Genomic DNA, 24,953 nt, shown 5'->3' on the forward strand with positions numbered 1-24,953 from the left:
GGCCGTCCCCGAGGGGGCGGCCACCGTCGTCGTTGGATCAACCGCGATCACTCGCGGTCACGCGTGGTCAGCCCTTGCTGATCTCCCAGAAGCGGAAGACCGTCGAGGCGTCCAGGCAGGACTCCAGGCCGTAGACGTTGTCGCGGACGACGGCGTACTGCTTGGCCTGCCAGACCGGCAGGATCGGCACCTGCTCGGCCACGATGTCCTGCAGTTCGGCGTACTGCTTGTCGGTCCTGGTGCGGTCGCTCTCGGTCGCCGTGCCAGGGATGATCTTGCTGGTGATGGCGCTGTTCTCGAAGTGGTTGCCGAGGACGTTGCCCTTGCCGAAGAACGGCTGCGTGAAGTTGTCCGGGTCCGGGTAGTCCGGCACCCAGCCCTTGACGTAGACGCCGTACTTGCCGGCCGCGATGTCCTTCTCGTACTGCTCGAACTCGACGGACTTCACATCGGCGTCGAAGAGGCCGGACGCGTTGAGCTGCTTGGCGATGGCGTTCAGCTCCTGGTCCGTGGCCGGGCCGTAGCGCGAGGGCGTCGACCAGAGCGTGAGCTTGACCTTGCCGTCGAGGCCGGCGTCGCGCAGTGCGGAGGCGGCCTTCGCGCGCTGCGGACGGGCGCCGTAGGTGTCGAAGAACGCGGTGTTGTGGCCGCCGATGCCCGCGGGGACGATCGAGTACAGCGGGGTGGCCGTGTCCTTGTAGACCTCTTGGACCAGGGCGTCCCGGTCCAGGAGGTAGGCGATGGCCTTGCGCACGCCGAGCTTGCCCGCCACCGGGTCCTTCATGTTGAAGACCAGGTGCTGCACCTCGGCGCTGGTGCCCTCGACGATGTCGACGTCCTGGCCGGCCTTGGACGTGTCCCGCTCGATGTCCGCGATGTCGGCGGCGGCGAGGCCTCGGTAGGCCAGGTCGACGTCGTTGTCCAGGAGCGCCTTCTTCAGGCCCTTCTGGTCGCCGTGGAAGAACTTGAGGGCCACGCCCTCGTTCTTGACCTTGGCCGTGCCCGTGTAGGAGGAGTTGACGGAGAAGGTCGCCTGCTCCTTGTCGAACGAGTCGAGCTTGTACGGGCCGGAGCCGACGGCCTCGCCGTCCTCGCGCAGCCCGTTCATGTCGTACTCGCGGTGGTCCACGATCGAGCCCGCGCCCGAGGCGATCTTGCTGGGGAAGGTCGCGTCGGGGTACTTGAGCCGGAAGACGACGGTCTCGGCATCGGGGGTCCGGACGCTGTCGAGCATCGGGAACATGAGCGCCGGGCCGGTGTCGTCGTTGATCTTCCGCATGCGGTCGAAGGAGAACTTGACGTCCTTCGACGTGAGGGCGTTGCCGTTGCTGAACTTCAGCCCGTCACGCAGCTCGCACTTGAAGACCTTCGCCTCCGTGTCGGTGAAGCCGCAGCTCTTGGCGGCCTCCGGCTCCGGTTCCGTGCCGCCCTTGGGGAAGCTCAGGAGGGACTGGAAGACGTTGTTGAACAGGAGCCACGACCCGGGGTCGTAGCCGGACGCCGGGTCGGTGGCGAGGATGTCGTCGGACATCCCCATCACGACCGCTTCGCCCGTGTCCCCCGCCCCGCCGGACTCCGTTCCGCAGCCGGTCAGCAGGGCGGCGGCGAGCCCTCCCGCGAGAGGAAGGGCCAGCCACTGGTTACGACATTTCACGTACGTGCCTTAGTTGTTGAGGTCGTGCGGTGGAACCTGTGGGGGTGGTGGGGCGGGCGACGTCAGCCGCTCACGCCGCGGCCGAGCTCCCACAGCTGGAGGTTCGAGGAGGAGTTGAGGGCCCACTCGACGCCCGTGATGTCGTCGCGCGCGGCGATGTACTGCTTGCCCTGCCACAGCGGGAGCACGGGGACGTCCTCGGCGACGATGTCCTGGATCTTGCGGATGCTCTTGGACGCGGCCAGCCGGTCCGCCTCACGGCGCGAGGTGGGGATCAGCTGGTCGTTGATGTCCTTGTTGACGTACGGCGAGCCGAGGAAGTTGTCCTTGTCGAGGAACGGCGCGAGGAAGTTGTCCGCGTCGGGGAAGTCGGGGAACCAGCCCATGCCGTACACGTCGTACTTGCCGTCGCGCTCGGCCGCGCGGAACGTGCTCCACGGCGTGCCCTTGATCGAGACGTCGAAGAGGCCGGAGTCGTTCAGCTGCTTCTTCAGCAGCTCGAACTCCTTCTTGGTGCCGGGGCCGTAGTGGTCGGTGGTGTAGTGCAGCGTCAGCTTCACCGGCGTGGTGATGTTCGCCTTGCCGAGGAGAGAACGGGCCTTGGCGGGGCTCGGGTTGCCGTACTTGTTGAAGAACGAGTTGGCGTGGCCCGTGATGGTGGAGGGCACCAGCGAGAACAGCGGGTCGGCCGTCGAGCCGTAGACCGCGGAGGCCAGCGCGCCGCGGTCGACGACCTGTGCCATGGCCTGGCGCACGGCCTTGCTCTTGACCGTGGCGGCCTCGGTGTTGAAGGCCAGGTAGCGGATCTCCAGGCCCTGCATCTCGACCAGGTCGATCTTCTTGTCCGAGGAGCCGTCGAGCTCCTTGACCTGCTCGGGCGACATGGTGCGCGTCATCAGGTCGATGTCGCCGTCCTCGAGCGCCTTGCCCATGGACTCGGTGTCCGCGAAGTTGCGCAGCTCCACCTTGTCGCTCTGGGGCTCGAACTCGCCCTTGTAGTGGGGGTTCTTGGTGAACACCGTCTTGACCAGGCGGTCGTCCTCGACCTCCTGCTCCGCGGTGTACGGGCCGGAGCCGGAGACCTCGAAGCCGTCGCGCAGCTTGTTCTTGCTGTAGTCGTCCTTGCTGATGATGCCGGCGGTGGGCGTGGCCAGCTTGTACGGGAACGTCGCGTCGGGCGTCTTGAGGTGGAAGACGATGCCGCGGTTGCCCTGGGTCTCGATCTCCTCGACGTTCGCCACCAGGGCGTCCGAGCCGCTGGGGTCCTTGATCTTGATGTCGCGGACCCGCTCGATGGAGAACCTCACATCGGCGGCCGTCAGCGGTTTGCCGTCGGAGAACGTCAGGTCCTTGCGCAGGGTGCAGGCGTAACGCTCGTTGCCCGTGTCGGTGAAGCCGCACTGCTCGGCGGCCTCGGGCTGCGGATCGCCGCCGCCGCGGGGCAGGGCCATGAGCGTCTGGACGGTCTGGCGCAGCAGGTTCCAGGACCCGGCGTCGTAGGCGTACGCGGGGTCGAAGGGCGCCGGGACCTCCTTCGAGATGGCGAACGCGTCCGTGGTGCCGACAGTGATCGCGTCGTCGCCGTCGCCGCTGCCCGAACCACCGCACGCGGCGAGTGCGGGGGCGAGCAGACCTATGACAGCCGGCAGCACCAAAGTCTTGCGGTTCATGCTCGACGTTCTCCAGAGCTCTTGGATCCCGTGAATCCCGCAACGCGGGGTGAGGGTTGATGGGGCACGGGGGGTGGGGCGATGTTCTCGCGACGACATTAGTCCGCACCAGTTGAGCGCCGGATGGGGTGGGAGCGGTGCCTCAATCACGCAGTGAAACCGGGCGTGGACACACCGATAACCCGACACCGGAAGGTTTCGTGCACGCTCCCATCAAACGGGACCAAACGCCACGCCACTAGGGACCCCACCAGGGGGTTCTGCACACACCAGCCCCTCTGTCGACCCCCGTTGGAGTGGGAAACGTCACACCTCTGATCGGGCTTGAACCGGAACTGTCAGAGGGTCATGAGGCCTTGCAGGAAAGGAAGGTTGACGTGTTCGAGGGAGGGGACGACGGTGCGTCCCGCCATCGCCGGGATGGGCGCGACCGACGGCACGGCCACCACCCGGCAGCCTGCGGCCTCCGCGGCGGCTACGCCGGTCGCGGTGTCCTCGATGACGGCGCATCTGGTGGGCTCCGCGCCGATCCCCGCGGCCGCCAGGAGGTAGGGGTCGGGGTGGGGCTTGGTGCGGGCCACCTCGTCGCCGGCGACGGTGAGTTCGAAGTGATGGGCGCCGATCGAGTCGAGGACGCGGTCGATGATGCGCCGGTGCGAGGCGGAGACCAGGGCCATCGGGACCTCGTGCGCGGCGAGTTCGGCCAGTAGCCGCGCGGCGCCCGGCATCAGCGGCAGCGAGCGGCTGATGCGGTCCTCGAAGCCGTCGTTGAGCAGCACGGTCAGCTCGTCGAGGGTGATGTCGGCGCCCGTGGAGTCGATGAGGAAGCCCGCGCTGCGCGTCATGGGGCCGCCGACGACGATGTCGCGCCAGGCCTCGTCGAGCGTGTGGCCCAGGCGGGCGAAGACCTCGACCTCGGCGTCCCACCAGAAGCCCTCGGTGTCGACGAGGGTGCCGTCCATGTCGAGGAGTACGGCCTGCAGAGCGGAGCCTTCGGCCGTTCGGGTGCCGAGCGCGGGAACCGTACTGGTCATGCGACCACACCTTCCATGAGGGACGAGAAGGCCGGTTGCCCGCTTTTGACGAGAAGGCAACCGGCCCGCACTGGACCGACCAGTGTACGACTGACCGGGATCAGCGCGCGTTGAAGTACTTCGCCTCGGGGTGGTGGATGACGATCGCGTCCGTGGACTGCTCCGGGTGGAGCTGGAACTCCTCGGAGAGCTGGACGCCGATCCGCTCGGGCTGGAGGAGGTCGGCGATCTTGGCGCGGTCCTCCAGGTCGGGGCAGGCGCCGTAGCCGAGCGAGAAGCGGGCGCCGCGGTACTTCAGGTCGAACATGTCCTGGACGGCGGCGGGGTCCTCGCCGCCGAAGCCGAGCTCGGCGCGGACGCGGGCGTGCCAGTACTCGGCGAGGGCCTCGGCCAGCTGGACGGACAGGCCGTGCAGTTCGAGGTAGTCGCGGTAGGAGTCGGCGGCGAACAGCTCGGCGGTGGCCTCGCCGATCTTCGAGCCGACGGTGACGACCTGGAGGCCGACGACGTCGGTCTCGCCGGACTCCTCGGGGCGGAAGAAGTCCGCGAGGCACAGGCGGCGGCCGCGGCGCTGGCGCGGGAAGGTGAAGCGGGTGCGCTCGGAGCCGTCGTCGTTCAGGATGATCAGGTCGTCGCCCTTGGACACGCACGGGAAGTAGCCGTGCACGACGGCCGCCTCCAGCATGTTCTTGGTGTGCAGCTCGTCCAGCCAGCCGCGCAGCCGCGGGCGCCCCTCGGTCTCGACGAGTTCTTCGTACGAGGGTCCGGCACCGGTGCGTGCCTGCTTCAGGCCCCACTGGCCCTTGAAGAGGGCACCTTCGTCGAGCCAGGAGGCGTACTCCTTGAGCTGGATGCCCTTGACGACGCGGGTGCCCCAGAATGGCGGGGTGGGCACGGGGTTGTCGGTGGCGACGTCCGAGCGGGCGGGCCCTTCCTCGTCGGCCTCCAGGACGGCGGTGGTGGCCTTGGTGGGCACGCGGCGTTGCTTCAGTTCGGGCAGGGTCGCGCCGGGGACGCCTCGTTTGACGGCGATGAGGGCGTCCATCAGGCGCAGGCCCTCGAAGGCGTCGCGGGCGTAGCGGACTTCGCCCTCGTAGATCTCGTGGAGGTCTTGTTCGACGTAGGCGCGGGTGAGGGCGGCGCCGCCGAGGATCACCGGGTAGTCGGCGGCCATCTTGCGCTGGTTGAGCTCCTGCAGGTTCTCCTTCATGATCACGGTGGATTTGACGAGGAGGCCGGACATGCCGATCACGTCGGCGCGGTGCTCGGCGGCGGCGTCCAGGATCGCGGCCACGGGCTGCTTGATGCCGAGGTTGACGACGTTGTAGCCGTTGTTGGACAGGATGATGTCGACGAGGTTCTTGCCGATGTCGTGGACGTCGCCGCGGACGGTGGCAAGGACGATGGTGCCCTTGCCCTCGTCGCCCTCGACCTTCTCCATGTGCGGCTCCAGGTAGGCGACCGCGGTCTTCATGACCTCGGCGGACTGGAGCACGAAGGGCAGCTGCATCTGGCCGGAGCCGAAGAGCTCGCCGACGACCTTCATGCCCTCCAGGAGGGTGTTGTTGACGATGTCCAGGGCGGGCGTGTCCTGAAGGGCCTCGTCGAGGTCGGCCTCCAGGCCGTTCTTCTCGCCGTCGATGATGCGGCGCTGCAGGCGCTCGTCCAGCGGCAGGGCGAGGAGTTCCTCGGCCTTGCCGGCCTTCATCGACTTCATGTTGACGCCCTCGAAGAGCTGCATGAGCTTCTGGAGGGGGTCGTAGCCCTCGGCGCGGCGGTCGTGGATGAGGTCGAGGGCGGTGGTGACCTGTTCGTCGTCGAAGCGGGCGATCGGCAGGATCTTGGAGGCGTGCACGATCGCGGAGTCCAGGCCTGCCTTGACGCACTCGTCCAGGAAGACGGAGTTGAGCAGGACGCGGGCGGCCGGGTTGAGGCCGAAGGAGATGTTGGACAGGCCCAGGGTGGTCTGCACCTGCGGGTGGCGGCGCTTGAGTTCGCGGATGGCCTCGATGGTGTGGATGCCGTCCTTGCGGGACTCCTCCTGGCCGGTGCAGATGGTGAAGGTCAGGGTGTCGATGAGGATGTCCGACTCGTGGATGCCCCAGTTGCCGGTCAGGTCGGCGATCAGCCGTTCGGCGACGGCGACCTTGTGCTCGGTGGAGCGGGCCTGGCCCTCCTCGTCGATGGTCAGCGCGATCAGCGCCGCCCCGTGCTCCTTGGCCAGCGCGGTGACCTTCGCGAAGCGGGACTCGGGGCCGTCGCCGTCCTCGTAGTTGACGGAGTTGATGACCGCGCGTCCGCCGAGCTTCTCCAGCCCGGCTTGGAGGACGGGGAGTTCGGTGGAGTCCAGGACGAGGGGCAGGGTGGAGGCGGTGGCGAAGCGGCCGGCGAGTTCGGCCATGTCGGCGACGCCGTCGCGGCCCACGTAGTCGACGCAGAGGTCGAGCATGTGGGCGCCTTCGCGGATCTGGTCGCGGGCCATCTCCACGCAGTCGTCCCAGCGGCCCTCCAGCATCGCCTCACGGAACTTCTTCGAACCGTTGGCGTTCGTACGCTCACCGATCGCCATGTACGCGGTGTCCTGGCGGAACGGCACCGTCTGGTAGAGCGAGGCGGCGCCCGGCTCGGGGTGCGGGTCGCGGGCCGGGGCCCGCGTGCCGCGCACGCGCTCCACGACCTGGCGCAGATGCTCGGGGGTCGTGCCGCAGCAGCCGCCGACCAGGGACAGGCCGTACTCGCGTACGAAGGCCTCCTGCGCGTCGGCCAGCTCGGGCGCCGTCAGCGGGTAGTGGGCACCGTCCTTGCCCAGGACGGGCAGGCCCGCGTTGGGCATGCAGGAGATCGGGACGCGCGAGTGGCGGGCCAGATAGCGCAGGTGCTCGCTCATCTCGGCGGGGCCGGTGGCGCAGTTCAGGCCGATCATGTCGATGCCGAGCGGCTCCAGGGCCGTCAGGGCGGCGCCGATCTCGGAGCCCAGCAGCATCGTGCCGGTGGTCTCCACGGTGACCGAGCAGATCACCGGGAGGTTCGCGCCGGTGGCGTCCAGGGCGCGGCGGGCGCCGAGGATGGCGGCCTTGGTCTGCAGCAGGTCCTGGGTGGTCTCCACCAGGAGGGCGTCGGCGCCGCCCGCGATCATGCCCTCGGCGTTGATCTGGTAGGCGTCGCGCAGCACGGTGTACGGGGCGTGGCCCAGGGTCGGCAGCTTGGTGCCGGGGCCCATGGAGCCGAGGACCCAGCGCTGCTGCCCGGTCCTGTCGGTGTACTCGTCGGCGACCTCGCGGGCGATGCGGGCGCCCGCCTCGGAGAGCTCGAAGTTCCGCTCGGGGATGTCGTACTCGTTCAGAGCCGAGAAGTTCGCGCCGAACGTGTTCGTCTCCACGCAGTCGACGCCGACCGCGAAGTACTCCTCGTGCACGGAGCGCACGATGTCGGGGCGGGTGACGTTCAGGACTTCGTTGCAGCCCTCGAGGTTCTGGAAGTCCTCAAGGGTGGGGTCCTGCGCCTGGAGCATGGTGCCCATCGCGCCGTCGGCCACGACCACGCGGGTGGCGAGGGCCTCGCGGAGGGCGTCGGCTCGGGCCCTGCTCTCTGACGAAACAGGCGTGGACTGCGAGGACGGGGTCGGCGACGAGGCCATGAAAGAGCTCCCTGGAGTGCGACGGCTGTCGGCTTTGCGCCTTCTGTTGGAGGGCGCACTCGGCCAGGGTAGCCGGGACCAACGTCCCGTTGTGAAGACGTCCACGGGGCGGACGGGGGCGAACGGGCGGCCGAGCCTGGCTCGAACGGGTGCTTGACACGGGGAAGCGGGGCAACACGGGTTGTCCGGGCATTGGCGAGAGGTCGACAACGACCGATAGTGTTCAGCATTGTCGAACGTCGACTGTGGTGCGAGGGGACGGAGGTCGGGGCTGCGATGGCACGCAACATCCAGTCGCTCGAAAGGGCCGCGGCGATGCTGCGACTGCTCGCGGGCGGCGAGCGAAGGCTCGGTCTCTCGGAGATCGCCTCCGCGCTCGACCTCGCCAAGGGTACGGCCCACGGCATCCTGCGCACCCTCCAGGCGGAAGGCTTCGTCGAGCAGGACCCCGCGTCGGGCCGCTATCAGCTGGGCGCCGAGCTGCTGCGCCTCGGCAACAGCTATCTGGACGTGCACGAGCTACGGGCGCGCGCCCTGGTGTGGACCGACGACCTGGCCCGCTCCAGCGGCGAGAGCGTCCACCTCGGCGTGTTTCACCAGCAGGGCGTCCTGATCGTCCACCACGTCTTCCGGCCCGACGACAGCCGCCAGGTCCTGGAGGTGGGGGCCATGCAGCCGCTGCACTCCACGGCGCTGGGCAAGGTCCTGTCCGCGTACGACCCGGTCGCGCACAACGAAGCCGTCGACGCCGAGCGCAAGACCTTCACCGTGCACACCCTGACCGACCCCGACGACTTCGAGGGCGTCCTCGACCTCACCCGCGCGCGCGGGTACGCGGCCGACATCGAGGAGACCTGGGAGGGCATCGCCTCCGTCGCGGCCCCCATCCACGACCGGCGCCGCATGCCGGTCGGCGCGGTCGGTGTCACGGGCGCCGTGGAGCGCATCTGCAAGGACGGGGAGCTGCGGCCCGAGCTGATCGCCGCCGTCCGGGACTGCGCGCGCGCCGTCTCCCGGGACCTGGGCGCCGGGCGCTTCTGACCTGCGGCCGCACCCGCCTTCCTGCGGGGCGCGCCCCCACTCCGGCCGCGGTTCCACCGATAAGGCGAAACGATCAATAACGATCGTGTTTTCAATAACAGAACTCTTGACGAGCGAGTAACCCCGGGGCGAGACTCGCGTCCATCGGTCGGCATTGTCGAACACCTACCGGCATTACGCGCTAGAGTGATGACAAGGCCAGGGCCGGCAACGACCTCACCTGAGGTCGCGGACCACCGGAGGGACCCGGGGTTCGCCTTCCCCTGGACGAAGGACAAAGGAGTCGCGGGTGTCCAGCTCCGACATCTTCATCGGCGAGACCATCGGTACCGCCGTGCTCATCCTGCTGGGCGGTGGCGTGTGCGCCGCCGTCACGCTCAAGCGCTCGAAGGCCAAGGACGCCGGCTGGCTCGCCATCACCTTCGGGTGGGGCTTCGCCGTACTGACCGGTGCCTACCTCGCGGGCGGCGTCTCCGGCGCCCACCTCAACCCGGCGGTCACGCTCGGCCTCGCGATCGAGGGCGGCACCAAGTGGAGCAACGTGCCGCTCTACCTGGCCTCGCAGCTGCTCGGCGCCATGATCGGCGCCCTCCTGGTGTGGGTCACGTACATGGGCCAGTTCAAGGCCCATCTGACCGACCCCGAGATCCTCGCGGCGCAGCCGATGGAGGAGGGCCTGGTCGACCAGAAGGCCGCCCCCGCGGCCGGACCGGTGCTCGGCGTCTTCTCCACCGGCCCCGAGATCCGTAACTACGTCCAGAACGTGCTGACGGAGATCATCGCCACGGTCGTCCTGGTCCTCGCCATCCTCACGCAGGGCCTGAACGACGGCGGCAACGGCCTCGGTGTCCTCGGCGCCCTCATCACCGCGCTCGTCGTGGTCGGCATCGGCCTCTCGCTCGGCGGCCCCACGGGCTACGCCATCAACCCGGTCCGTGACCTCGGTCCCCGCATCGTCCACGCCGTGCTCCCGCTGCCGAACAAGGGCAGCTCGGACTGGTCGTACGCCTGGGTGCCGATCGTCGGTCCGCTGATCGGCGGCGCCATCGCCGGCGGTCTCTACAACGTCGCCTTCAAGTAGGCGTTCAAGTAGACCCGCGACAGCGACCGATGACCGCCTAAGACGGATGACCGCCCAAGACGCTTGAGAGCCGTCAGCAGAGAATTCTGGAGCACACCGTGACCGACGCACACACCGCAGGCCCCTTCATCGCGGCCATCGACCAGGGCACCACTTCGAGCCGCTGCATCGTCTTCGACAAGGACGGCCGGATCGTCTCCGTCGACCAGAAGGAGCACGAGCAGATCTTCCCGAAGCCGGGCTGGGTCGAGCACGACGCCACCGAGATCTGGACCAACGTCCAGGAGGTCGTCGCCGGAGCCGTCTCCAAGGCCGGCATCACCCGTGACGACATCAAGGCGATCGGCATCACCAACCAGCGTGAGACCACGCTGCTGTGGGACAAGAACACCGGCGAGCCGGTGCACAACGCCATCGTCTGGCAGGACACCCGCACCGACGCGCTCTGCCGGGAGCTCGCCCGCAACGTCGGCAAGGACCGCTTCCGCCGTGAGACCGGCCTGCCGCTGGCCTCCTACTTCGCGGGCCCCAAGGCCCGCTGGCTGCTCGACAACGTCGAGGGCCTGCGCGAGCGCGCCGAGGCGGGCGACATCCTCTTCGGCACCATGGACTCCTGGGTCATCTGGAACCTGACCGGCGGGGTCGACGGCGGCAAGCACGTCACCGACGTCACCAACGCCTCCCGCACCATGCTGATGAACCTGCACAAGATGGAGTGGGACGAGCGCATCTGCGAGTCCATCGGCGTCCCCGCGCAGATGCTCCCCGAGATCCGCTCCTCCGCCGAGGTCTACGGCGAGGTCACCGGCGGCACGCTCGGCGACCTGCTCGGCGGCATCCCCGTCGCCTCCGCGCTCGGCGACCAGCAGGCGGCCCTGTTCGGCCAGACCTGCTTCGCCGAGGGCGAGGCCAAGTCCACGTACGGCACCGGCACCTTCATGCTGATGAACACCGGTGACAAGGCCATCAACTCCTACTCGGGCCTGCTGACCACGGTCGGCTACCAGATCGGCGAGCAGAAGCCGGTCTACGCCCTGGAGGGTTCCATCGCCGTCACCGGTTCGCTGGTGCAGTGGATGCGCGACCAGATGGGCCTGATCAACTCCGCCGCCGAGATCGAGACGCTCGCGTCGTCGGTCGAGGACAACGGCGGCGCCTACTTCGTACCGGCCTTCTCCGGCCTGTTCGCCCCGTACTGGCGCTCCGACGCCCGCGGTGTGATCGCCGGCCTGACCCGGTACGTCACCAAGGCGCACATCGCGCGCGCCGTCCTGGAGGCCACGGCCTGGCAGACCCGTGAGATCACCGACGCCATGACGAAGGACTCCGGCGTCGAGCTCGCGGCCCTCAAGGTCGACGGCGGCATGACCTCCAACAACCTGCTGATGCAGACCCTCTCGGACTTCCTCGACGCGCCCGTGGTGCGCCCGATGGTGGCCGAGACGACCTGCCTCGGCGCCGCCTACGCCGCCGGTCTCGCCGTCGGCTTCTGGTCCTCGACCGACGAGCTGCGCGCCAACTGGCGCCGGGCCGCCGAGTGGACCCCGAACATGGACGCGGGCACCCGCGACCGTGAGTACAAGAGCTGGCTCAAGGCCGTGGAACGGTCGATGGGCTGGCTCGATGAGAGTGGCGAGGAGTAAGACAATGACCACCCTGCAGAGCGTCCCTGCCCTCGGGACGCATCCGGCTGCCGGCCTCAACCCGAGCCGCGCCGAGACCCGGGAGCAGCTTTCCAAGGCGACGTACGACCTCCTGGTGATCGGCGGCGGAATCCTGGGCATCTCCACCGCCTGGCATGCCGCGCAGTCGGGACTGCGGGTGGCCCTGGTGGACGCCGGTGACTTCGCCGGCGCCACCTCCTCCGCCTCCTCCAAGCTGCTCCACGGCGGTCTGCGCTATCTGCAGACCGGCGCGGTGAAGCTGGTCGCGGAGAACCACTTCGAGCGTCGCGCGGTGTCCCGTCAGGTGGCCCCCCACCTGGCGAACCCGCTCACCTTCTACCTGCCGGTCTACAAGGGCGGCCCGCACGGCGCCGCCAAGCTGGGCGCGGGCGTCTTCGCGTACAGCGCGCTGTCCGCGTTCGGTGACGGCGTCGGTCACCTGCTCTCGCCCTCCAAGGCCGCGCAGGACGTGCCGGAGCTGCGGACCGACAACCTCAAGGCCGTCGCGGTCTACGGCGACGACCAGATGAACGACGCGCGCATGGCCCTGATGACGGTCCGCGCGGCCGTCGAGTCCGGTGCCGCCGTCCTCAACCACGCCGAGGTCACCGGCCTGCGCTTCACCAGGGGCCGGGTCACGGGCGCGGAGCTCAAGGACCGCATGAGCGGCGACGAGTTCGGCGTCGACGCCCGGCTCGTGCTCAACGCCACCGGCCCGTGGGTCGACCACCTGCGCAAGATGGAGAACCCGGGCGCGGCGCCCTCCATCCGCCTCTCCAAGGGCGCGCACCTCGTCCTCAAGCGCACCGCCCCCTGGAAGGCCGCGCTGGCGACGCCGATCGACAAGTACCGCATCACCTTCGCCCTCCCCTGGGAGGACATGCTGCTGCTCGGCACCACCGACGAGGAGTTCGAGGGCGACCCGGCGGACGTGCGCGTCACCGAGTCCGACACCGCCCAGATCCTGGACGAGGCCGCCTTCTCCATCCGCGACCAGCAGCTGTCGCGTGACCTGATCACGTACTCCTTCGCGGGTCTGCGGGTGCTGCCCGGCGGTCCCGGCGACACCTCGAAGGCCAAGCGCGAGACGGTCGTCACCGAGGGCGCGGGCGGCATGCTGTCGGTCGCGGGCGGCAAGTGGACGACGTTCCGCCACATCGGTCGTACGGTGATGAAGAAGCTGGAGTCGCTTCCCGGCCACCCGCTCGGCGACGACTACGAGCCGGTCTCCGAGCTGCCGAAGAAGCTGCCGCTGCCCGGTATCGCCAACCCGCGCGCCGTCGCCCACCGCCTCCTGGTGGACGGCCCGGCGCCCGGCCCGCGCATGGCCGCCGACACCGCCAAGCACCTGGCGACGCACTACGGTTCGCTCTCCTTCGACATCGCCCGTCTGGCGAACGAGAACCCGGAGCTGGCCGAGCGCGTCCACCCGGACGCCCCGGAGATCTGGGCGCAGGTCGTCTACGCCCGTGACAACGAGTGGGCCGAGACGGCGGACGACGTGCTGCGGCGCCGTACGACGCTGACGATCCGCGGCCTGGCCACCGACGAGGTGCGGGGCAAGGTCGAGGACCTGCTGGGCAAGAAGGCCTGACGAACCATCGGCAGTAGGTAAGGGGCGGCCTCCTGGGAGGCCGCCCCTTACGCGTCCACGCACTGGGACACCCTGTGGCGGGCCGGGAACGGGAGTTACGATCCCGAGAACACCCGCTGACCTGCCCTGGAGTGATCAATGACCCTCCTGACGACCTGGCCGGAGGCCGGGCCCGAGACCGTCGTGCGCCGCACATCCGACCCGGCCGAGATCGCCGCCGCGCTCGCTCCGATAGGCGTGCGCTACGAACAGTGGCCGGTGCGCGAGGACGTGGCGGCCAACGCGGACAGCGACACGGTCTTCGCCGCGTACCGCGAGGAGATCGACAAGCTCAACGCCGAGGAGGGGTTCCGGACCGTCGACGTCGTGGCGCTGCATCCCCCGGCCGCCGGGACCGACCCCGAGTGGCCCGCCAAGGCGGCCGCGGCCCGGCAGAAGTTCCTGGCCGAGCACACGCACGACGACGATGACGAGGTGCGCTTCTTCGTCGCGGGCGCCGGGATCTTCTACCTCCACGCGGGCGGTGACGTGCACGCCGTCTACTGCGAGAAGGGCGACCTGCTCGGCGTACCGCGCGGCACCACGCACTGGTTCGACATGGGCACCTCACCGGCCTTCACGGCGATCCGCTTCTTCCACGAGGAGGACGGCTGGATCGGGAACTTCACGGGCAGCCCGATCGCGGACCGCTTCCCGGACTTCGACGAGATCCACGCGGGGTACGCGGGGTCCGCAGCGTGAGCGTCCGGAGTGTCCGGAGCATCCGGTTCGATGTGGACGCCGTGGTGCTCGACATCGAGGGCACCACGAGCGCCACCGGATTCGTGGTGGACGTGCTCTACCCGTACGCGCGTGAGCGGTTCGGCGCGCTGCTCGCCTCGCGGGGTGGGGAGCCGGAGGTGGCGCGGGCCGTCGCGCGGGTGCGGGCGGAGATCGGCGAGCCCGACGCGGACGCGGACCGGGTCGAGAAGGTCCTCGGGGAGTGGATCGACGAGGACCGCAAGGCCACGCCCCTCAAGACGCTCCAGGGCATCCTGTGGGCGGAGGGCTTCGCGCGCGGCGACCTCGTCTCGCACTTCTACGCCGACGTCATTCCGGTCCTGCGGCGCTGGCACGCGGACGGTGTGCGGCTGTACGTCTACTCGTCGGGCTCGGTGGCCGCGCAGCGGGCGTGGTTCGCGCACTCGCCCGAGGGCGATCTGCTGGGGCTCGTCAGCGGGTTGTACGACACCGAGAACGCGGGACCCAAGCAGGAGCCGGACTCCTACCGGGCCATCGCGTCGAGCACCGGCGCCGACCCCGGGCGCCTGCTCTTCCTCTCCGACCGGCCCGGTGAGCTGGACGCGGCGCGGGCCGCGGGCTGGCGGACGGCCGGCGTGCGGCGGGCCGGCGAGCCGTACTTCGCCGCCGGGGTCGGGGACCACCCCGAGGCCGCGCTCTTCACCGAGATCACCCTTCGCGCCAGGAGCAGTTCATGACCGAGACCACCGCTGCCGCCGCTCTGGACCTGGAGGAGGCGGGAGCCGTGCTGGCCGCCGAGGCCGCGCGGTTCGCCTCGTTCGGCTGGATGCGGGGGACGTCCGGGAATCTGTCGGTCGTGCTCTCGCGGGAGCCGCTGCGGCTCGCGGTCACCGCCAGCGGGCGGGACAAGGGCGAACTGACCGCCGCCGACGTGGTGCTGACGGACGGGGAGGGCGCGGCTGTCGGAGCGGGCCGCCCGTCGGCGGAAGCGGCGCTGCACGCGCGCGTGGCACGGCTCACCGGTGCGGGCGCCGTCGTACACGTCCACACGGTGGCTTCGGTGGTCATGGGTCAGCGCTCGCCCGAGGGGATTCCCTTCGAGGGCCTGGAGATGCTGAAGGGCCTCGGGCACCCGACGCACGAAGTCTCGGTGACCCTGCCGGTGATCGCGAACAGCCAGGACATGACGGAGCTGGGCGACCGCCTTGAGGCCGCGTTGACGCCGGGGATGCCGGCGGTGGTCGTGGCCGGGCACGGGATCTACGTGTGGGGGGCGGACCCTCGCGAGGCGCGGCATCGGGCCGAGGTCGTGGAGTGGCTTTTGGAGCTGGAGTTGGCGCGGGGCTGAGGTCCATCAGCCCCGCGGGGCCGGGGCGGAGCCCGTCACCTCAAGTGGGTCCCCGGCACCTCCCCCGCCCCCACCTCCAGCACGCCCCGCTCCGTGACCAGCGCCGTCACCAAGGAGCCCGGGGTCACGTCGAACGCGGGGTTGTGGCCGCGTGAGGCCGCCGGGGCCGTGCGGACGCCGGCCCATTCCAGGACCTCGTCCTCGCCGCGCAGTTCGATGTGGATGGCGTCGCCCGAGGCCGTGGCGAGGTCCACCGTCGTGGTGGGCGCCGCCACCATGAACGGGATGCCCGCGTGGGCGCACGCCAGGGCGATGGCGACCGTGCCGACCTTGTTGGCGGTGTCGCCGTTGGCAGCGACGCGGTCCGCTCCGACGATCGCCGCGTCGACCTCGCCCCGCAGGATGGTGCCCGCCGCCGCCCCGTCGGCCTGGACGTAGTGCGGGATGCCCTCCTGGTCGAGTTCCCAGGCCGTCAGGCGGGCCCCTTGGAGCAGGGGGCGGGTCTCGTCGGCGTACACCGTCTCGATCCGGCCCCTGGCGTGCAGTTCGCGGATGACGCCGAGCGCCGTGCCCCAGCCCGCCGTGGCGAGGGCGCCGGTGTTGCAGTGGGTGAGGACGCGCATGGGGCGGTCCGTGCCGGGGGCGACGCGCTTGAGGAGCCAGTCCGCGCCGTGGGCGCCCATCGCGTGGTTGGCCTCCAGGTCCTCACGGACGACGGCGTCGGCCTCCGCGAGCACCGCGGCGATGCCCTCGTCGACGCGCGCCGCCACGCGGTCCACGCACACCATCAGGTTCACCGCGGTGGGCCTGGCCGCGCGGACGCGGGCGATCTCGGCGTCCAGGCGGGCGCGGTCCCAGCCCTCGCGCTGCCCCTGCGCCATGGCGAGTGCCACTCCGTACGCGCCCGCCGCGCCGATCGCGGGGGCGCCGCGGACGACCAGGCGCACGACGGCGTCGATCAGCTCGTCGACGGTGGTGACGTCGAGCCGCTCCAGGGTGTGCGGGAGCGCCGTCTGGTCGATGAGGGAGACGGACGGGAACGGCGTGCCGTCCTCCGTCGCCGCCGTCCATGTGACGGCGCGCAGTTCCTGGCTGTTCATGGGCTCAACTCCGAGTGAAAAGGGGCGATTCCGGCCATGGGAGGAGGGGTGCCGTCACCGTACCTGACGTGCTCGAACCACATTTCGAGACGTTCGAGCGGCTGTCCGAAACGCGGTGTTACCCTCACCGCCACCCAGGACCGTCCGGGCCGCTCCCAGGCACCTCCACGAAGGCGTTCCCCATGTCCTTGCGTACGCGTACGTCCCTCAGGCTCACCGCCGCCACCGTCGGTGCCGTCTGTGCCGCGCTCCTCACCACCGGCTGCAACGCCGCAGCCAAGGGCGGGGATGCGGGCAAGGAGGGCAAGGACGGTGGCAAGGCGTTCACGCTCGTCACGCCCGACCCGGTCGCCCAGAACGAGTTCCTCAAGCTGGCCGTCACCGGTGTGAAGGCGGCGGCCAAGGCGCAGGGCGGCTCGCAGAAGGTCTTCCAGAGCAGCGACAACGGCTCGCGCCAGCAGAACGTCGCATCGGCCGTGGACGCGGCGCCCGACGTCGTCGCGCTGGTCGGTTTCGAGTTCGCGGACATCGTGGCGCAGCAGGCCGAGGCGCACCCGAAGCAGCAGTTCCTGCTCGTCGACGCGTGCACCAAGAAGGCGTACGAGAACGTCACGTGTGCCGTCTTCCGTGAGCACGAGGCGGTGTATCTGGCGGGCGCCGAGGCCGGTCTGCTCACCAGGAGCAAGAAGGTCGGGGCCGTCGACGTGCTCGACACCCCGCAGTTCCGGCGCTACAGCGAGCCGTTCGCGGCGGGCGCGAAGAAGGTGAGGCCGGGGGTCACCTCGCGGACGCTGTTCGTGGGCGGGCAGTCGCCGTTCAACGACGCGGCGCGCGCCAAGGACCAGGCGGCGACGCTCGGTTCGGGCGGCGCCGACCAGGTGATGGCCGCCGCGGCCGGCGGCAACACGGGCGTCTTCCAGGCCGCGAAGGCCGCGACCGGCAAGGGGTTTAAGGCGTACGGCGTGGACGCCAACCAGTGCCTGGGTAGCCCCGGTGTCGTCGTCGACAACGTACTCAAGAAGACCGACGTCGCCGTGGAGAAGGGCATCGCGCAGATCCTCGACGGCAAGGGCGGCACCACGGTGTCGTACGGCCTGAAGGAGGGCGGCATGTCGCTGACCGGCCTGGAGCCGGGCGTCGCCGACTCCAAGTGCCTGATCGGCAAGCCCGCCAACAAGGACGTGCTGAAGCGCGTCGAGGAGCTGCGCGACGACATCGTCGCCGGGAAGCTGACCGTCGATGACCCCGCCGCCTGAGCGAGCGGAGGGCAGCGCTCCCGCCGTCGAACTGCGGGGCATCACCGTCCGGTTCCCCGGGACGCTCGCCAACGACCGCGTGGACCTGACCGTCCGGCGCGGCGAGATCCACGCCCTGATGGGCGAGAACGGCGCGGGCAAGTCCACGCTGATGTCCGTCCTGTACGGGCTGCGGCGGCCGGACGCCGGGCGGATCCTGCTCGACGGGCGTGAGGTGTCCTTCGCCGACCCGAGCGAGGCGATCGACGCCGGGCTCGGGATGGTGCACCAGAGCTTCAAGCTCTTCCCCTCCTTCACGGTCGCCGAGAACGTCGTATTCGCCGCCGAGCCGCGCCGTTTCGGCCTCACCGACCGGCGGGAGGCGCTGCGGCGGGTGGCGGCGCTCGCCGAGGAGCACGGGCTCGCCGTCGACCCGGCGGCGAAGGTCGGCGACCTCCCGGTGGGCGTGCGCCAGCGCGTGGAGATCCTCAAGCTCCTCCACCGGGGCGCCCGTACGCTCATCCTCGACGAGCCCACGGCGGTGCTGACCCCGGCCGAGGCGGACGCGCTCTTCACTGTCCTGCGCTCGCTGGCGGACGAGGGCCGCACCGTCCTGCTGGTCACGCACAAGCTGCGCGAGGTCATGGAGGGCAGCGACGCCGTGACCGTGCTGCGCGACGGGCGGGTGGCGGCGCGCATGCGGACCGCCGACACGAGCGCGGACGGCATCGCGGCGGCCATGACGGGGCGCGCGGTGGAACTGGACCGGGTGCATCCGGCGGGCTCGCCGGGCGACGAGGTCGTCCTGTCGGTCGCCGGCCTGACCGCGGACGGGGTGCGGGACGTCTCGCTCGCGGTCCGCGCCGGAGAGATCGTCGGCGTCGCCGGGGTCGCGGGCAACGGCCAGTCGGAACTGGTCGAAGCCGTCGCCGGGTTGCGGCCGGTCACCTCGGGGCGTGTCACGCTCGCCGGCCGTGACATCACGGACGCGACGGTGGCGAGGCGCCGCGGGGCCGGTCTCGCGTACGTCCCCGAGGACCGCTCGGCGGTCGGCACCGCGCCGACCGCGACGATCGCGGAGAACCTCCTCATGGGGCATCACCGCGGGCACGGCCTGCTCCGCCCGGCCCGGCTCCGCGAGCACGCGCGCGTACTGATCGAACGCTTCGGCATCAAGGCGGCGTCGAGCGGACACCCGGCCGGTTCGCTGTCGGGCGGCAACCTGCAGAAGCTCGTCATCGGCCGTGAACTCGCCCACGACTCCCCCCTTTTGATCGTCGAGCAGCCCACGCGCGGCGTGGACATCGGCGCCGTCCAGACGATCCACGACCAGCTGATCGCCCACCGCGACGCGGGCCACGCGATCCTGCTGGTCTCCGCGGAACTGAGCGAGATCCGGGGCCTGGCGGACCGGGTCCTCGTGATGTACGAGGGCCGGATCGCCGCGGAGTACCCGCGCGCGGCGGCCGACGAACACACGCTCGGGCGCGCGATGGCGGGCGTCCCGGCGAGTCCCGTCGCCGCCCCGGTGCAGACCGCTCCCCCCGCGGGGCCCCCCGCTCCTGTGAAAGAGGCCCCCTGACATGGCCGTCCAGAGTCCGGCCGAGGCGGGGTCGGCCGGGGCGCGGGTGCTCCGCTCCTCCGCCCTGCACTCCGTCGTGGCCGCCGTGCTCGTCGGAGCGCTCTTCCTCGTCGGGACCGGCGCCGATCCCCTCGGGGCGTACGAGGCCGTCGTCAGCGGCGCGCTCGGGCCCGACGGGATCGGGTCCACGCTGACCACCGGCACCAGCATCCTCGGGCTCGCGGTGGCGCTCGCCATCCCGATGCGGGCGGGGCTGCTGAACCTCGGCGGCGACGGGCAGCTGGTGCTCGGCGGGATCACCGCCGCGGCCACCGGGCTGTACGTCCCGCTGCCCGCGCCGCTCGCCGTGCTCGCCGCGCTGCTCGCCGGGATGCTGGCGGGCGCCGCCTACGCCGCGCTCGCCGCGGTCTGCCAGAACCGGTTCGGCGTACCGCTGCTGGTGAGCAGCCTGCTGCTCGGCTATCCGGCGATGTCGTTCGCCTCCTATCTCGCGCGCTTCCCGCTCAAGGAGGACGGTTCAAGCCTGCCGCAGACCAGGCGCCTGCCGGACGGCGTCGAGCTGCCCGCCTTCGGTGCGTCGACGGTCACGGTGGGGCTCGTGCTCGTCGTGGTCGCCGCCGGGGTGTTCGCCTTCGCGGACGCCCGTACCGCCACCGGCTACGAGATCCGCATGACGGGGCTCAATCCGCGCTTCGCGGCGTATGCGGGGGTCGACAGGCCACGGCTCACGCTGCGTCTGATGGCCCTGTCGGGGGCCGTCGCCGGGCTGGTCGGCGCGATCGGCATGCTCAGCTTCCCGTACCGCTTCATCGATGGTTCGCTGACCGCCGCCGGGCACACCTGGACCGGTCTCACCGCGGCGCTCCTGGCCTCGGCGGCGCCTGTGGGGACCGCGGTCGCCGCGCTGTTCTTCGCCGCGCTCGACGTCGGCGGCCTCGCCATGGAGCGGGCCACCGAGGTGCCGCGCGAGCTGACGCAGGTGCTCCAGGCCGTCGTCATCGTCTTTTTGGCCGCACGCCTCCAGTTCACCTGGCGGCGCGCCAGGAAGTCCGTACGAAACGACCCCGAGAAGTCCGTACGCGCCAAGGGGGATCTGTGATGTCCGTCGACTCCGCGCTGTTCCACTCGGCGCTCCTCGCGCTCACCCCGATCCTGCTCGCCGCGCTCGGCGGCGCGATCTGTGAACGCGCGGGCGTGTTCAACATCGGGCTCGAAGGCATGATGCTGATCGGCTGCTTCAGCGCGGTCGCGGGCAGCTGGTTCACGGGCAGCGCGTGGCTCGGTGTCCTGTTCGGTGCCCTCGCCTCCGCCGCGTACGCGATGATCCTCGCCGTGGGAACCATCAGCCTGCGCGGCGACGCGGTCGTACTCGGCGTCGCGCTGAACCTCCTCGCGGTCGGCCTGACCGGCTTTCTGCTGCGCACCACCTTCGGCGTCCAGGGCACCTTCTCCGACCCGGACCTCGCGGGCCTCGGCGGCGTCGACCTCGCCTTCCTCGGGCCGGTCCTGTCCGGGCACTCACCGCTCGTGTACGTCTCCTGGGCGGCCGTCGCCGTCGCCGCCGTGTTCCTCGCGCGTCACCCGTGGGGGCTGCGTCTTCGCGGCGTCGGCGAGGCGCCGGACGCGGCGGCGACGCTCGGCGTGAGCCCGGCGAAGTACAGGTACGCGGCCGTGCTCACCAGCGGCCTCCTGTGCGGGCTCGCGGGCGCCCAACTCGCCCTCGGGAACGTCACCTTGTTCTCGGAGAACATGACGGCGGGGCGCGGCTGGATCGCCGTGGTCGCCGTCATGCTGGGCCGGGCGCTGCCACTCGGGGTGCTGCTCGCCGCGCTGCTCTTCGGTGTCGCGGAGGCCGTCGGTTTCCGGCTGCAGGGCAACGGCCTGCCGCAGCAGGCGACCGACGCCGCGCCCTACGTGGTGACGCTGGTCGCCCTCTTCCTGTCCACGGCGCGACGCGAGCGGCGTAAGCGCCTCAAGCCCATCGAGCCCCGCGAGCCCCGCGAGCCCCTGGTAGGAGCCTCTTCATGACTTCGCTCACCGACGCACTGCCCGTCACCCGTGTCCCCCGCACCGGGCTGCCCGCCCAGGCGGTCGTGGTCGGCGACCCGGGCCGCGCGGCCGCCGTCGCCGATCTGCTGTCCGACGCGAAGGAGGTGTCGTACCACCGCGAGTACCGCACGTTCACCGGCACTTGGCAGGGCACCGAGGTCGTCGTCGCCTCGCACGGTGTCGGCGCCCCCGGCGCGATCCTGCTCTTCCAGGAGCTCGCCGAGGCCGGTGTCCGCACGATCCTGCGGCTCGGCACGGCGGGCGCGATCCGCCCCGGCATCCGCGACGGCGACCTGGTCATCGCGGACGCGGCGGTGCGCGACGACGGCGTGACCCAGCAGCTGATCCCCGCCGAGTACCCGGCGTTCTCCGCCCCGGAGGCGGTCATCGCCCTGCAGCGCGCGGCCCGCGCGGCCGGCGCCCCGTACCACCGGGGCGTGGTGTGGACGCGGGCGGCGTTCCAGCCGGGCTTCCTGCCGCTGCCCGGCGAGGCGTACGCGGCCGCCGGGATCGCCGCCATCGAGATGGAGCTCTCCGCGCTGTACGTCTTCGCCTCGACGCACGGCCTCACCGCGGGCGGCGCCCTGGTCGTGGACGGCGCGAACGCCGACGAACTGGTCGACGAGGACTCCCCCTTCTCGACGGGCGGCTACGACCCGCACCGCGACGTGGTCGCCGAGGGGGTCGACCGGGGCGCCCGGATAGCCTTGGACGCGCTGCGCCTGCTGGCCGCGGCCGAGCACTGACACGACCGCGGCGAACAGAGAAGAGACGCGACCGATGCACTCCACCGACCTGCCCACCCAGGCCCGCGGCGGCTCCATCGACCTGCTGGTGCACGGCGGCGACGTGCTGACCGTCGACGACGCGGGCACGCTCGTGCCGGACGGCGCCGTGGCCGTCCGCGACGGACGCGTCGTCGAGGTGGGCCCCGCCGAGCGGCTGCGCACCGCGTACGAGGCCGCCGAGGAGATCGACGCCCGGGGCTGCCTCGTCCTGCCGGGCCTCATCAACACGCACACGCACCTCGCGATGAACCTGATGCGCGGCATAGCCGACGACGTGACCCTCCAGGGTTTCCTGGCCCGGGTGATCCCGCGCGAGGCCGAGATCCTCTCGCCGGCCACGGTGACGGCCGCGCTGGGCGCCGCGATCGCCGAGTCCGTACGCGGCGGGGTCACCGCCGCGCTCGACATGTACTGGTTCCACGAGGCGGCCGAGGCCACGGCCCGGGACGCCGGGTGGCGGCTGCTGACCGGGCCGACGTTCATGGACGTACCGGGCCCGCCGGACGGCCGCCCCTACGCGGAGCGGCTCGGCTGGGCGGCGGCCGACCTGAAGTCCCGCACCCTCGCGCCGGGCACCCGCCCCGTCGTCTTCGCGCACTCCGCGTACACGCTTGACCCCGCGCAGCTGACGGAGATCACCGCGCTCGCCCGGGAGCACGGCGCCCTGCTGCACCTCCATGCCGCCGAGAACGCGGGCGAGGTGGCGATGGTCACCGAGCGGTACGGCAAGCGCCCGGTGGAGCTGCTCGACTCGCTCGGCGTGCTCGGCCCCGACACGCTGCTCGCGCACGCCGTCGACCTCACCGACGCGGAGATCGCGACGCTGGCCCGCACGGGCACGGCCGTCGCGCACTGCCCGGTGTCCAACCTCAAGCTGGGCTGCGGCATCGCGCGCGTGCCCGACCTCCTCGAAGCGGGCGTCACGGTGGGCCTCGGCACGGACGGCGCCGTGAGCTCCAACACACTGGACCTGCTGGGCGCGGTGAACATCGCCGCGCTGGTGCACAAGGCGGGCGGCGACCCCACGGCGGTCGGCGCCGAGCAGGCCGTCCGCATGGCGACCATCGAGTCGGCGCGGGCGCTCGGCCTCGGCGACCAGCTGGGCTCCCTGGAGGCGGGCAAGCGCGCCGACCTGATCGTGCTCGACCTGGACCGGCCGCACCTCGCGCCCCGGCACGACCCGTGGTCGACGCTCGCGTACGCCGCCGCGGCCGGTGACGTGCGGGACACAGTCGTCGACGGACGCGTTCTGATGCGGGGGCGCGCTCTGCGTACGCTGGACGAACCGGCCGTCCTGCGCGCACTGCGGGACGCGGCGACCGACCCCGAAGTGACGAGCACCGTATGACCTCCGACACAACCTCCGGCTCCCAGCCCACCCGCGGCTTCACCGGCCGTGCCCGCGCCGCCGACCGCGACCCGCGCCTTCCGCCGGGCCAGTACGACGCGCGCGACGGCTGGCCCGTCCTGTCCGCCGAGGTGACCCCGCACCTGGCCGCCGCCGACTGGACGTTCCGCGTCGACGGACTCGTGGCGGCGCCGCGCACCTGGACCTGGGACGAGGCGCACGCGCTGCCTGCCTCCGAGTACCGCGGCGACATCCACTGTGTGACCAGCTGGTCCAAGTTCGGGGTGCGGTTCGGCGGGGTGAGCCTCGACACGTTCCTGGCCGCCGCCCGCCCGCTGCCAGGGGTGACGCACGTCGTCGCGTACTCCCACACCGGCTACACCACCGACCTCCCGCTCGCCGACGTGACGGGCGGCAAGGCGTGGATCGTCTGGGAGTACGGGGACGGGCCGCTGCCCGCCGAGCACGGCGGACCGGCCCGGCTGATCGTCCCCCACCTCTACTTCTGGAAGAGCGCCAAGTGGATCGCGGGGCTGCGCCTCCTCGACCACGACGAGCCGGGCTTCTGGGAGCGGAACGGCTATCACCACCGGGGCGACCCGTGGGCCGAGGAGCGTTACGCAGGTGACTGAGACCCCGTACAGCGAGGACGGCTTCGTGCCGCCGACGCGGTTCGCCGTGCCCGGCCGGATCGCCGTCAGCAACCGCGCCGCGGCCCTGTGGCAGCGCGCGCTGATCACGGACATCCGGCGGGAGACCCCGGCCGTGTCGACGTTCCGGCTCAAGGTTCCCGACTGGCAGGGGCACCTGCCGGGCCAGCACCTCATGCTGCGGCTCACGGCGGCGGACGGCTATGCCGCCCAGCGGCACTACTCGATCGCCTCCGCGCCCGACGACAGCGGCGAGATCGAGCTGACCCTCGACCATGTGCCGGGCGGCGAGGTGTCGGGGCATCTGCACACCGTCGCCCGCGTCGGCGACACCGTCGAGGTGCGCGGGCCGCTGTCCGGCTTCTTCGCCTGGCCGGGCGACCGTCCCGCGCTGCTGCTCGGCGCCGGTTCCGGTGTGGTGCCGCTGATGTCGATGGTCCGCCACCACCGCCTCGCGGGGCTCGGTGTGCCGCTGCGCCTGATCGTCTCGGCGCGCACGCCCGAGGACCTGATCTACGCCGACGAGTACGCCGAGGAGACCACCGTCGTCCTGACCCGCGCCGAAGGCCGCCTCGACGCCGCCCACTTGGCGTCCTTCCTCGGCGACGAGGGGCGGCCCGAGGGCGGCTGGGAGGCGTACATCTGCGGCTCCAACGGTTTCGCGGAGCATGCCTCGCGGCTGCTGGTGGAGGGCGGCCAGCCGGTCGACCGGATCCGGATCGAACGCTTCGGCTGAA

20 protein-coding genes are annotated in these 24,953 nt (G+C 71.1%); 15 read left to right on the forward strand and 5 right to left on the reverse strand.

The annotated features are described in order from the left end of the window. Positions 1–67 precede the first annotated feature (67 nt). The 4 genes from ACWDVB_RS13395 to metH all read right to left on the reverse strand — a co-directional run bounded on the left by ACWDVB_RS13395 (position 68) and on the right by metH (position 7,995). Complete coding sequence (locus ACWDVB_RS13395; protein WP_451519182.1) at positions 68–1,654, reverse strand: ABC transporter substrate-binding protein; 1,587 nt, start codon at positions 1,652–1,654, stop codon at positions 68–70. A gap of 62 nt (positions 1,655–1,716) precedes the next feature. Continuing rightward, positions 1,717–3,324 (reverse strand): ABC transporter substrate-binding protein, encoded by a 1,608-nt coding sequence (locus tag ACWDVB_RS13400; protein ID WP_451519183.1) that lies wholly within the window; start codon positions 3,322–3,324, stop codon positions 1,717–1,719. A 338-nt stretch (positions 3,325–3,662) separates the two neighbouring features. Then, positions 3,663–4,358 (reverse strand): HAD family hydrolase, encoded by a 696-nt coding sequence (locus ACWDVB_RS13405; RefSeq protein WP_451519184.1) that lies wholly within the window; start codon positions 4,356–4,358, stop codon positions 3,663–3,665. Positions 4,359–4,458: 100 nt separating this feature from the next. After that, on the reverse strand, positions 4,459–7,995 hold the full coding sequence (gene metH, locus ACWDVB_RS13410) for a methionine synthase (protein ID WP_451519185.1): 3,537 nt from the start codon (positions 7,993–7,995) through the stop codon (positions 4,459–4,461). A gap of 276 nt (positions 7,996–8,271) precedes the next feature. Here metH and ACWDVB_RS13415 point away from each other — a divergent pair, with 276 nt between their 5' ends. The 7 genes from ACWDVB_RS13415 (at position 8,272) to mtnB (ending at position 15,464) form a co-directional block, all read left to right on the forward strand. Next, on the forward strand, positions 8,272–9,036 hold the full coding sequence (locus tag ACWDVB_RS13415; protein ID WP_451519186.1) for an IclR family transcriptional regulator: 765 nt from the start codon (positions 8,272–8,274) through the stop codon (positions 9,034–9,036). A gap of 289 nt (positions 9,037–9,325) precedes the next feature. Further along, positions 9,326–10,117 carry an MIP/aquaporin family protein gene (locus tag ACWDVB_RS13420; protein ID WP_451519187.1) on the forward strand — a complete coding sequence of 264 codons (792 nt, stop codon included), beginning with the start codon at positions 9,326–9,328 and terminating at the stop codon, positions 10,115–10,117. Between the two features lie 98 nt (positions 10,118–10,215). After that, a complete protein-coding gene (gene glpK, locus ACWDVB_RS13425; protein ID WP_451519188.1) occupies positions 10,216–11,760 on the forward strand; it encodes a glycerol kinase GlpK in 1,545 nt (514 codons plus the stop codon). A gap of 4 nt (positions 11,761–11,764) precedes the next feature. Further along, positions 11,765–13,375: an FAD-dependent oxidoreductase gene (locus tag ACWDVB_RS13430; RefSeq protein ID WP_451519189.1), complete on the forward strand. Its 1,611-nt coding sequence runs from the start codon at positions 11,765–11,767 to the stop codon at positions 13,373–13,375. A gap of 138 nt (positions 13,376–13,513) precedes the next feature. Next, a complete protein-coding gene (locus ACWDVB_RS13435) occupies positions 13,514–14,116 on the forward strand; it encodes a 1,2-dihydroxy-3-keto-5-methylthiopentene dioxygenase (protein WP_451519190.1) in 603 nt (200 codons plus the stop codon). After that, on the forward strand, positions 14,113–14,853 hold the full coding sequence (gene mtnC / locus ACWDVB_RS13440) for an acireductone synthase (RefSeq protein ID WP_451519191.1): 741 nt from the start codon (positions 14,113–14,115) through the stop codon (positions 14,851–14,853). The genes ACWDVB_RS13435 and mtnC overlap by 4 nt, the downstream gene beginning before the upstream one ends. Next, positions 14,850–15,464 carry a methylthioribulose 1-phosphate dehydratase gene (gene mtnB, locus ACWDVB_RS13445; protein WP_451519192.1) on the forward strand — a complete coding sequence of 205 codons (615 nt, stop codon included), beginning with the start codon at positions 14,850–14,852 and terminating at the stop codon, positions 15,462–15,464. Before mtnC ends, mtnB begins: the two co-directional genes overlap by 4 nt. Positions 15,465–15,499: 35 nt before the next feature. On the opposite strand, the gene mtnA is transcribed toward mtnB, so the two are convergent. Then, entirely contained in the window at positions 15,500–16,564 is a 1,065-nt protein-coding gene (mtnA, locus tag ACWDVB_RS13450; protein WP_451519193.1) for an S-methyl-5-thioribose-1-phosphate isomerase, read from the reverse strand. 182 nt (positions 16,565–16,746) lie between these two features. Between mtnA and ACWDVB_RS13455 the strand changes: the two genes are divergently transcribed. From ACWDVB_RS13455 to ACWDVB_RS13490, 8 genes are read left to right on the forward strand one after another with little or no spacing between them, the layout of a single operon-like run. Next, positions 16,747–17,820, forward strand: coding sequence for a BMP family ABC transporter substrate-binding protein (locus ACWDVB_RS13455; RefSeq protein ID WP_451519194.1), 1,074 nt, complete (start codon positions 16,747–16,749; stop codon positions 17,818–17,820). Further along, complete coding sequence (locus tag ACWDVB_RS13460) at positions 17,804–19,381, forward strand: ABC transporter ATP-binding protein (protein WP_451519195.1); 1,578 nt, start codon at positions 17,804–17,806, stop codon at positions 19,379–19,381. Before ACWDVB_RS13455 ends, ACWDVB_RS13460 begins: the two co-directional genes overlap by 17 nt. A 1-nt stretch (position 19,382) precedes the next feature. Then, the gene (locus ACWDVB_RS13465) at positions 19,383–20,480 is read left to right on the forward strand and encodes an ABC transporter permease (RefSeq protein ID WP_451519196.1); all 1,098 of its coding nucleotides are present in this window, start codon (positions 19,383–19,385) and stop codon (positions 20,478–20,480) included. Continuing rightward, entirely contained in the window at positions 20,480–21,409 is a 930-nt protein-coding gene (locus ACWDVB_RS13470) for an ABC transporter permease (protein ID WP_451519197.1), read from the forward strand. Before ACWDVB_RS13465 ends, ACWDVB_RS13470 begins: the two co-directional genes overlap by 1 nt. Then, on the forward strand, positions 21,406–22,176 hold the full coding sequence (locus tag ACWDVB_RS13475; RefSeq protein WP_451519198.1) for a phosphorylase family protein: 771 nt from the start codon (positions 21,406–21,408) through the stop codon (positions 22,174–22,176). Before ACWDVB_RS13470 ends, ACWDVB_RS13475 begins: the two co-directional genes overlap by 4 nt. Before the next feature lie 34 nt (positions 22,177–22,210). Next, positions 22,211–23,566, forward strand: coding sequence for an amidohydrolase (locus ACWDVB_RS13480; RefSeq protein WP_451519199.1), 1,356 nt, complete (start codon positions 22,211–22,213; stop codon positions 23,564–23,566). Beyond that, a complete protein-coding gene (locus tag ACWDVB_RS13485) occupies positions 23,563–24,198 on the forward strand; it encodes a sulfite oxidase-like oxidoreductase (RefSeq protein WP_451519200.1) in 636 nt (211 codons plus the stop codon). Before ACWDVB_RS13480 ends, ACWDVB_RS13485 begins: the two co-directional genes overlap by 4 nt. Continuing rightward, a complete protein-coding gene (locus ACWDVB_RS13490) occupies positions 24,191–24,952 on the forward strand; it encodes a ferredoxin reductase (protein WP_451519201.1) in 762 nt (253 codons plus the stop codon). Before ACWDVB_RS13485 ends, ACWDVB_RS13490 begins: the two co-directional genes overlap by 8 nt. Position 24,953 lies beyond the last annotated feature (1 nt).

This window comes from Streptomyces sp. NPDC003379 (assembly GCF_053589195.1).

Excerpts from the sequence above, each read along its gene's own strand:
- ACWDVB_RS13400 (WP_451519183.1), bottom strand. The coding sequence starts at position 3,324 with ATGAACCGCAAGACTTTGGTGCTGCCGGCTGTCATAGGTCTGCTCGCC.
- ACWDVB_RS13405 (WP_451519184.1), bottom strand. The coding sequence starts at position 4,358 with ATGACCAGTACGGTTCCCGCGCTCGGCACCCGAACGGCCGAAGGCTCC.
- metH (WP_451519185.1), bottom strand. The coding sequence starts at position 7,995 with ATGGCCTCGTCGCCGACCCCGTCCTCGCAGTCCACGCCTGTTTCGTCA.
- ACWDVB_RS13415 (WP_451519186.1), top strand. The coding sequence starts at position 8,272 with ATGGCACGCAACATCCAGTCGCTCGAAAGGGCCGCGGCGATGCTGCGA.
- ACWDVB_RS13430 (WP_451519189.1), top strand. The coding sequence starts at position 11,765 with ATGACCACCCTGCAGAGCGTCCCTGCCCTCGGGACGCATCCGGCTGCC.
- ACWDVB_RS13435 (WP_451519190.1), top strand. The coding sequence starts at position 13,514 with ATGACCCTCCTGACGACCTGGCCGGAGGCCGGGCCCGAGACCGTCGTG.
- mtnB (WP_451519192.1), top strand. The coding sequence starts at position 14,850 with ATGACCGAGACCACCGCTGCCGCCGCTCTGGACCTGGAGGAGGCGGGA.
- mtnA (WP_451519193.1), bottom strand. The coding sequence starts at position 16,564 with ATGAACAGCCAGGAACTGCGCGCCGTCACATGGACGGCGGCGACGGAG.
- ACWDVB_RS13455 (WP_451519194.1), top strand. The coding sequence starts at position 16,747 with ATGTCCTTGCGTACGCGTACGTCCCTCAGGCTCACCGCCGCCACCGTC.
- ACWDVB_RS13460 (WP_451519195.1), top strand. The coding sequence starts at position 17,804 with ATGACCCCGCCGCCTGAGCGAGCGGAGGGCAGCGCTCCCGCCGTCGAA.
- ACWDVB_RS13465 (WP_451519196.1), top strand. The coding sequence starts at position 19,383 with ATGGCCGTCCAGAGTCCGGCCGAGGCGGGGTCGGCCGGGGCGCGGGTG.
- ACWDVB_RS13470 (WP_451519197.1), top strand. The coding sequence starts at position 20,480 with ATGTCCGTCGACTCCGCGCTGTTCCACTCGGCGCTCCTCGCGCTCACC.
- ACWDVB_RS13475 (WP_451519198.1), top strand. The coding sequence starts at position 21,406 with ATGACTTCGCTCACCGACGCACTGCCCGTCACCCGTGTCCCCCGCACC.
- ACWDVB_RS13480 (WP_451519199.1), top strand. The coding sequence starts at position 22,211 with ATGCACTCCACCGACCTGCCCACCCAGGCCCGCGGCGGCTCCATCGAC.
- ACWDVB_RS13485 (WP_451519200.1), top strand. The coding sequence starts at position 23,563 with ATGACCTCCGACACAACCTCCGGCTCCCAGCCCACCCGCGGCTTCACC.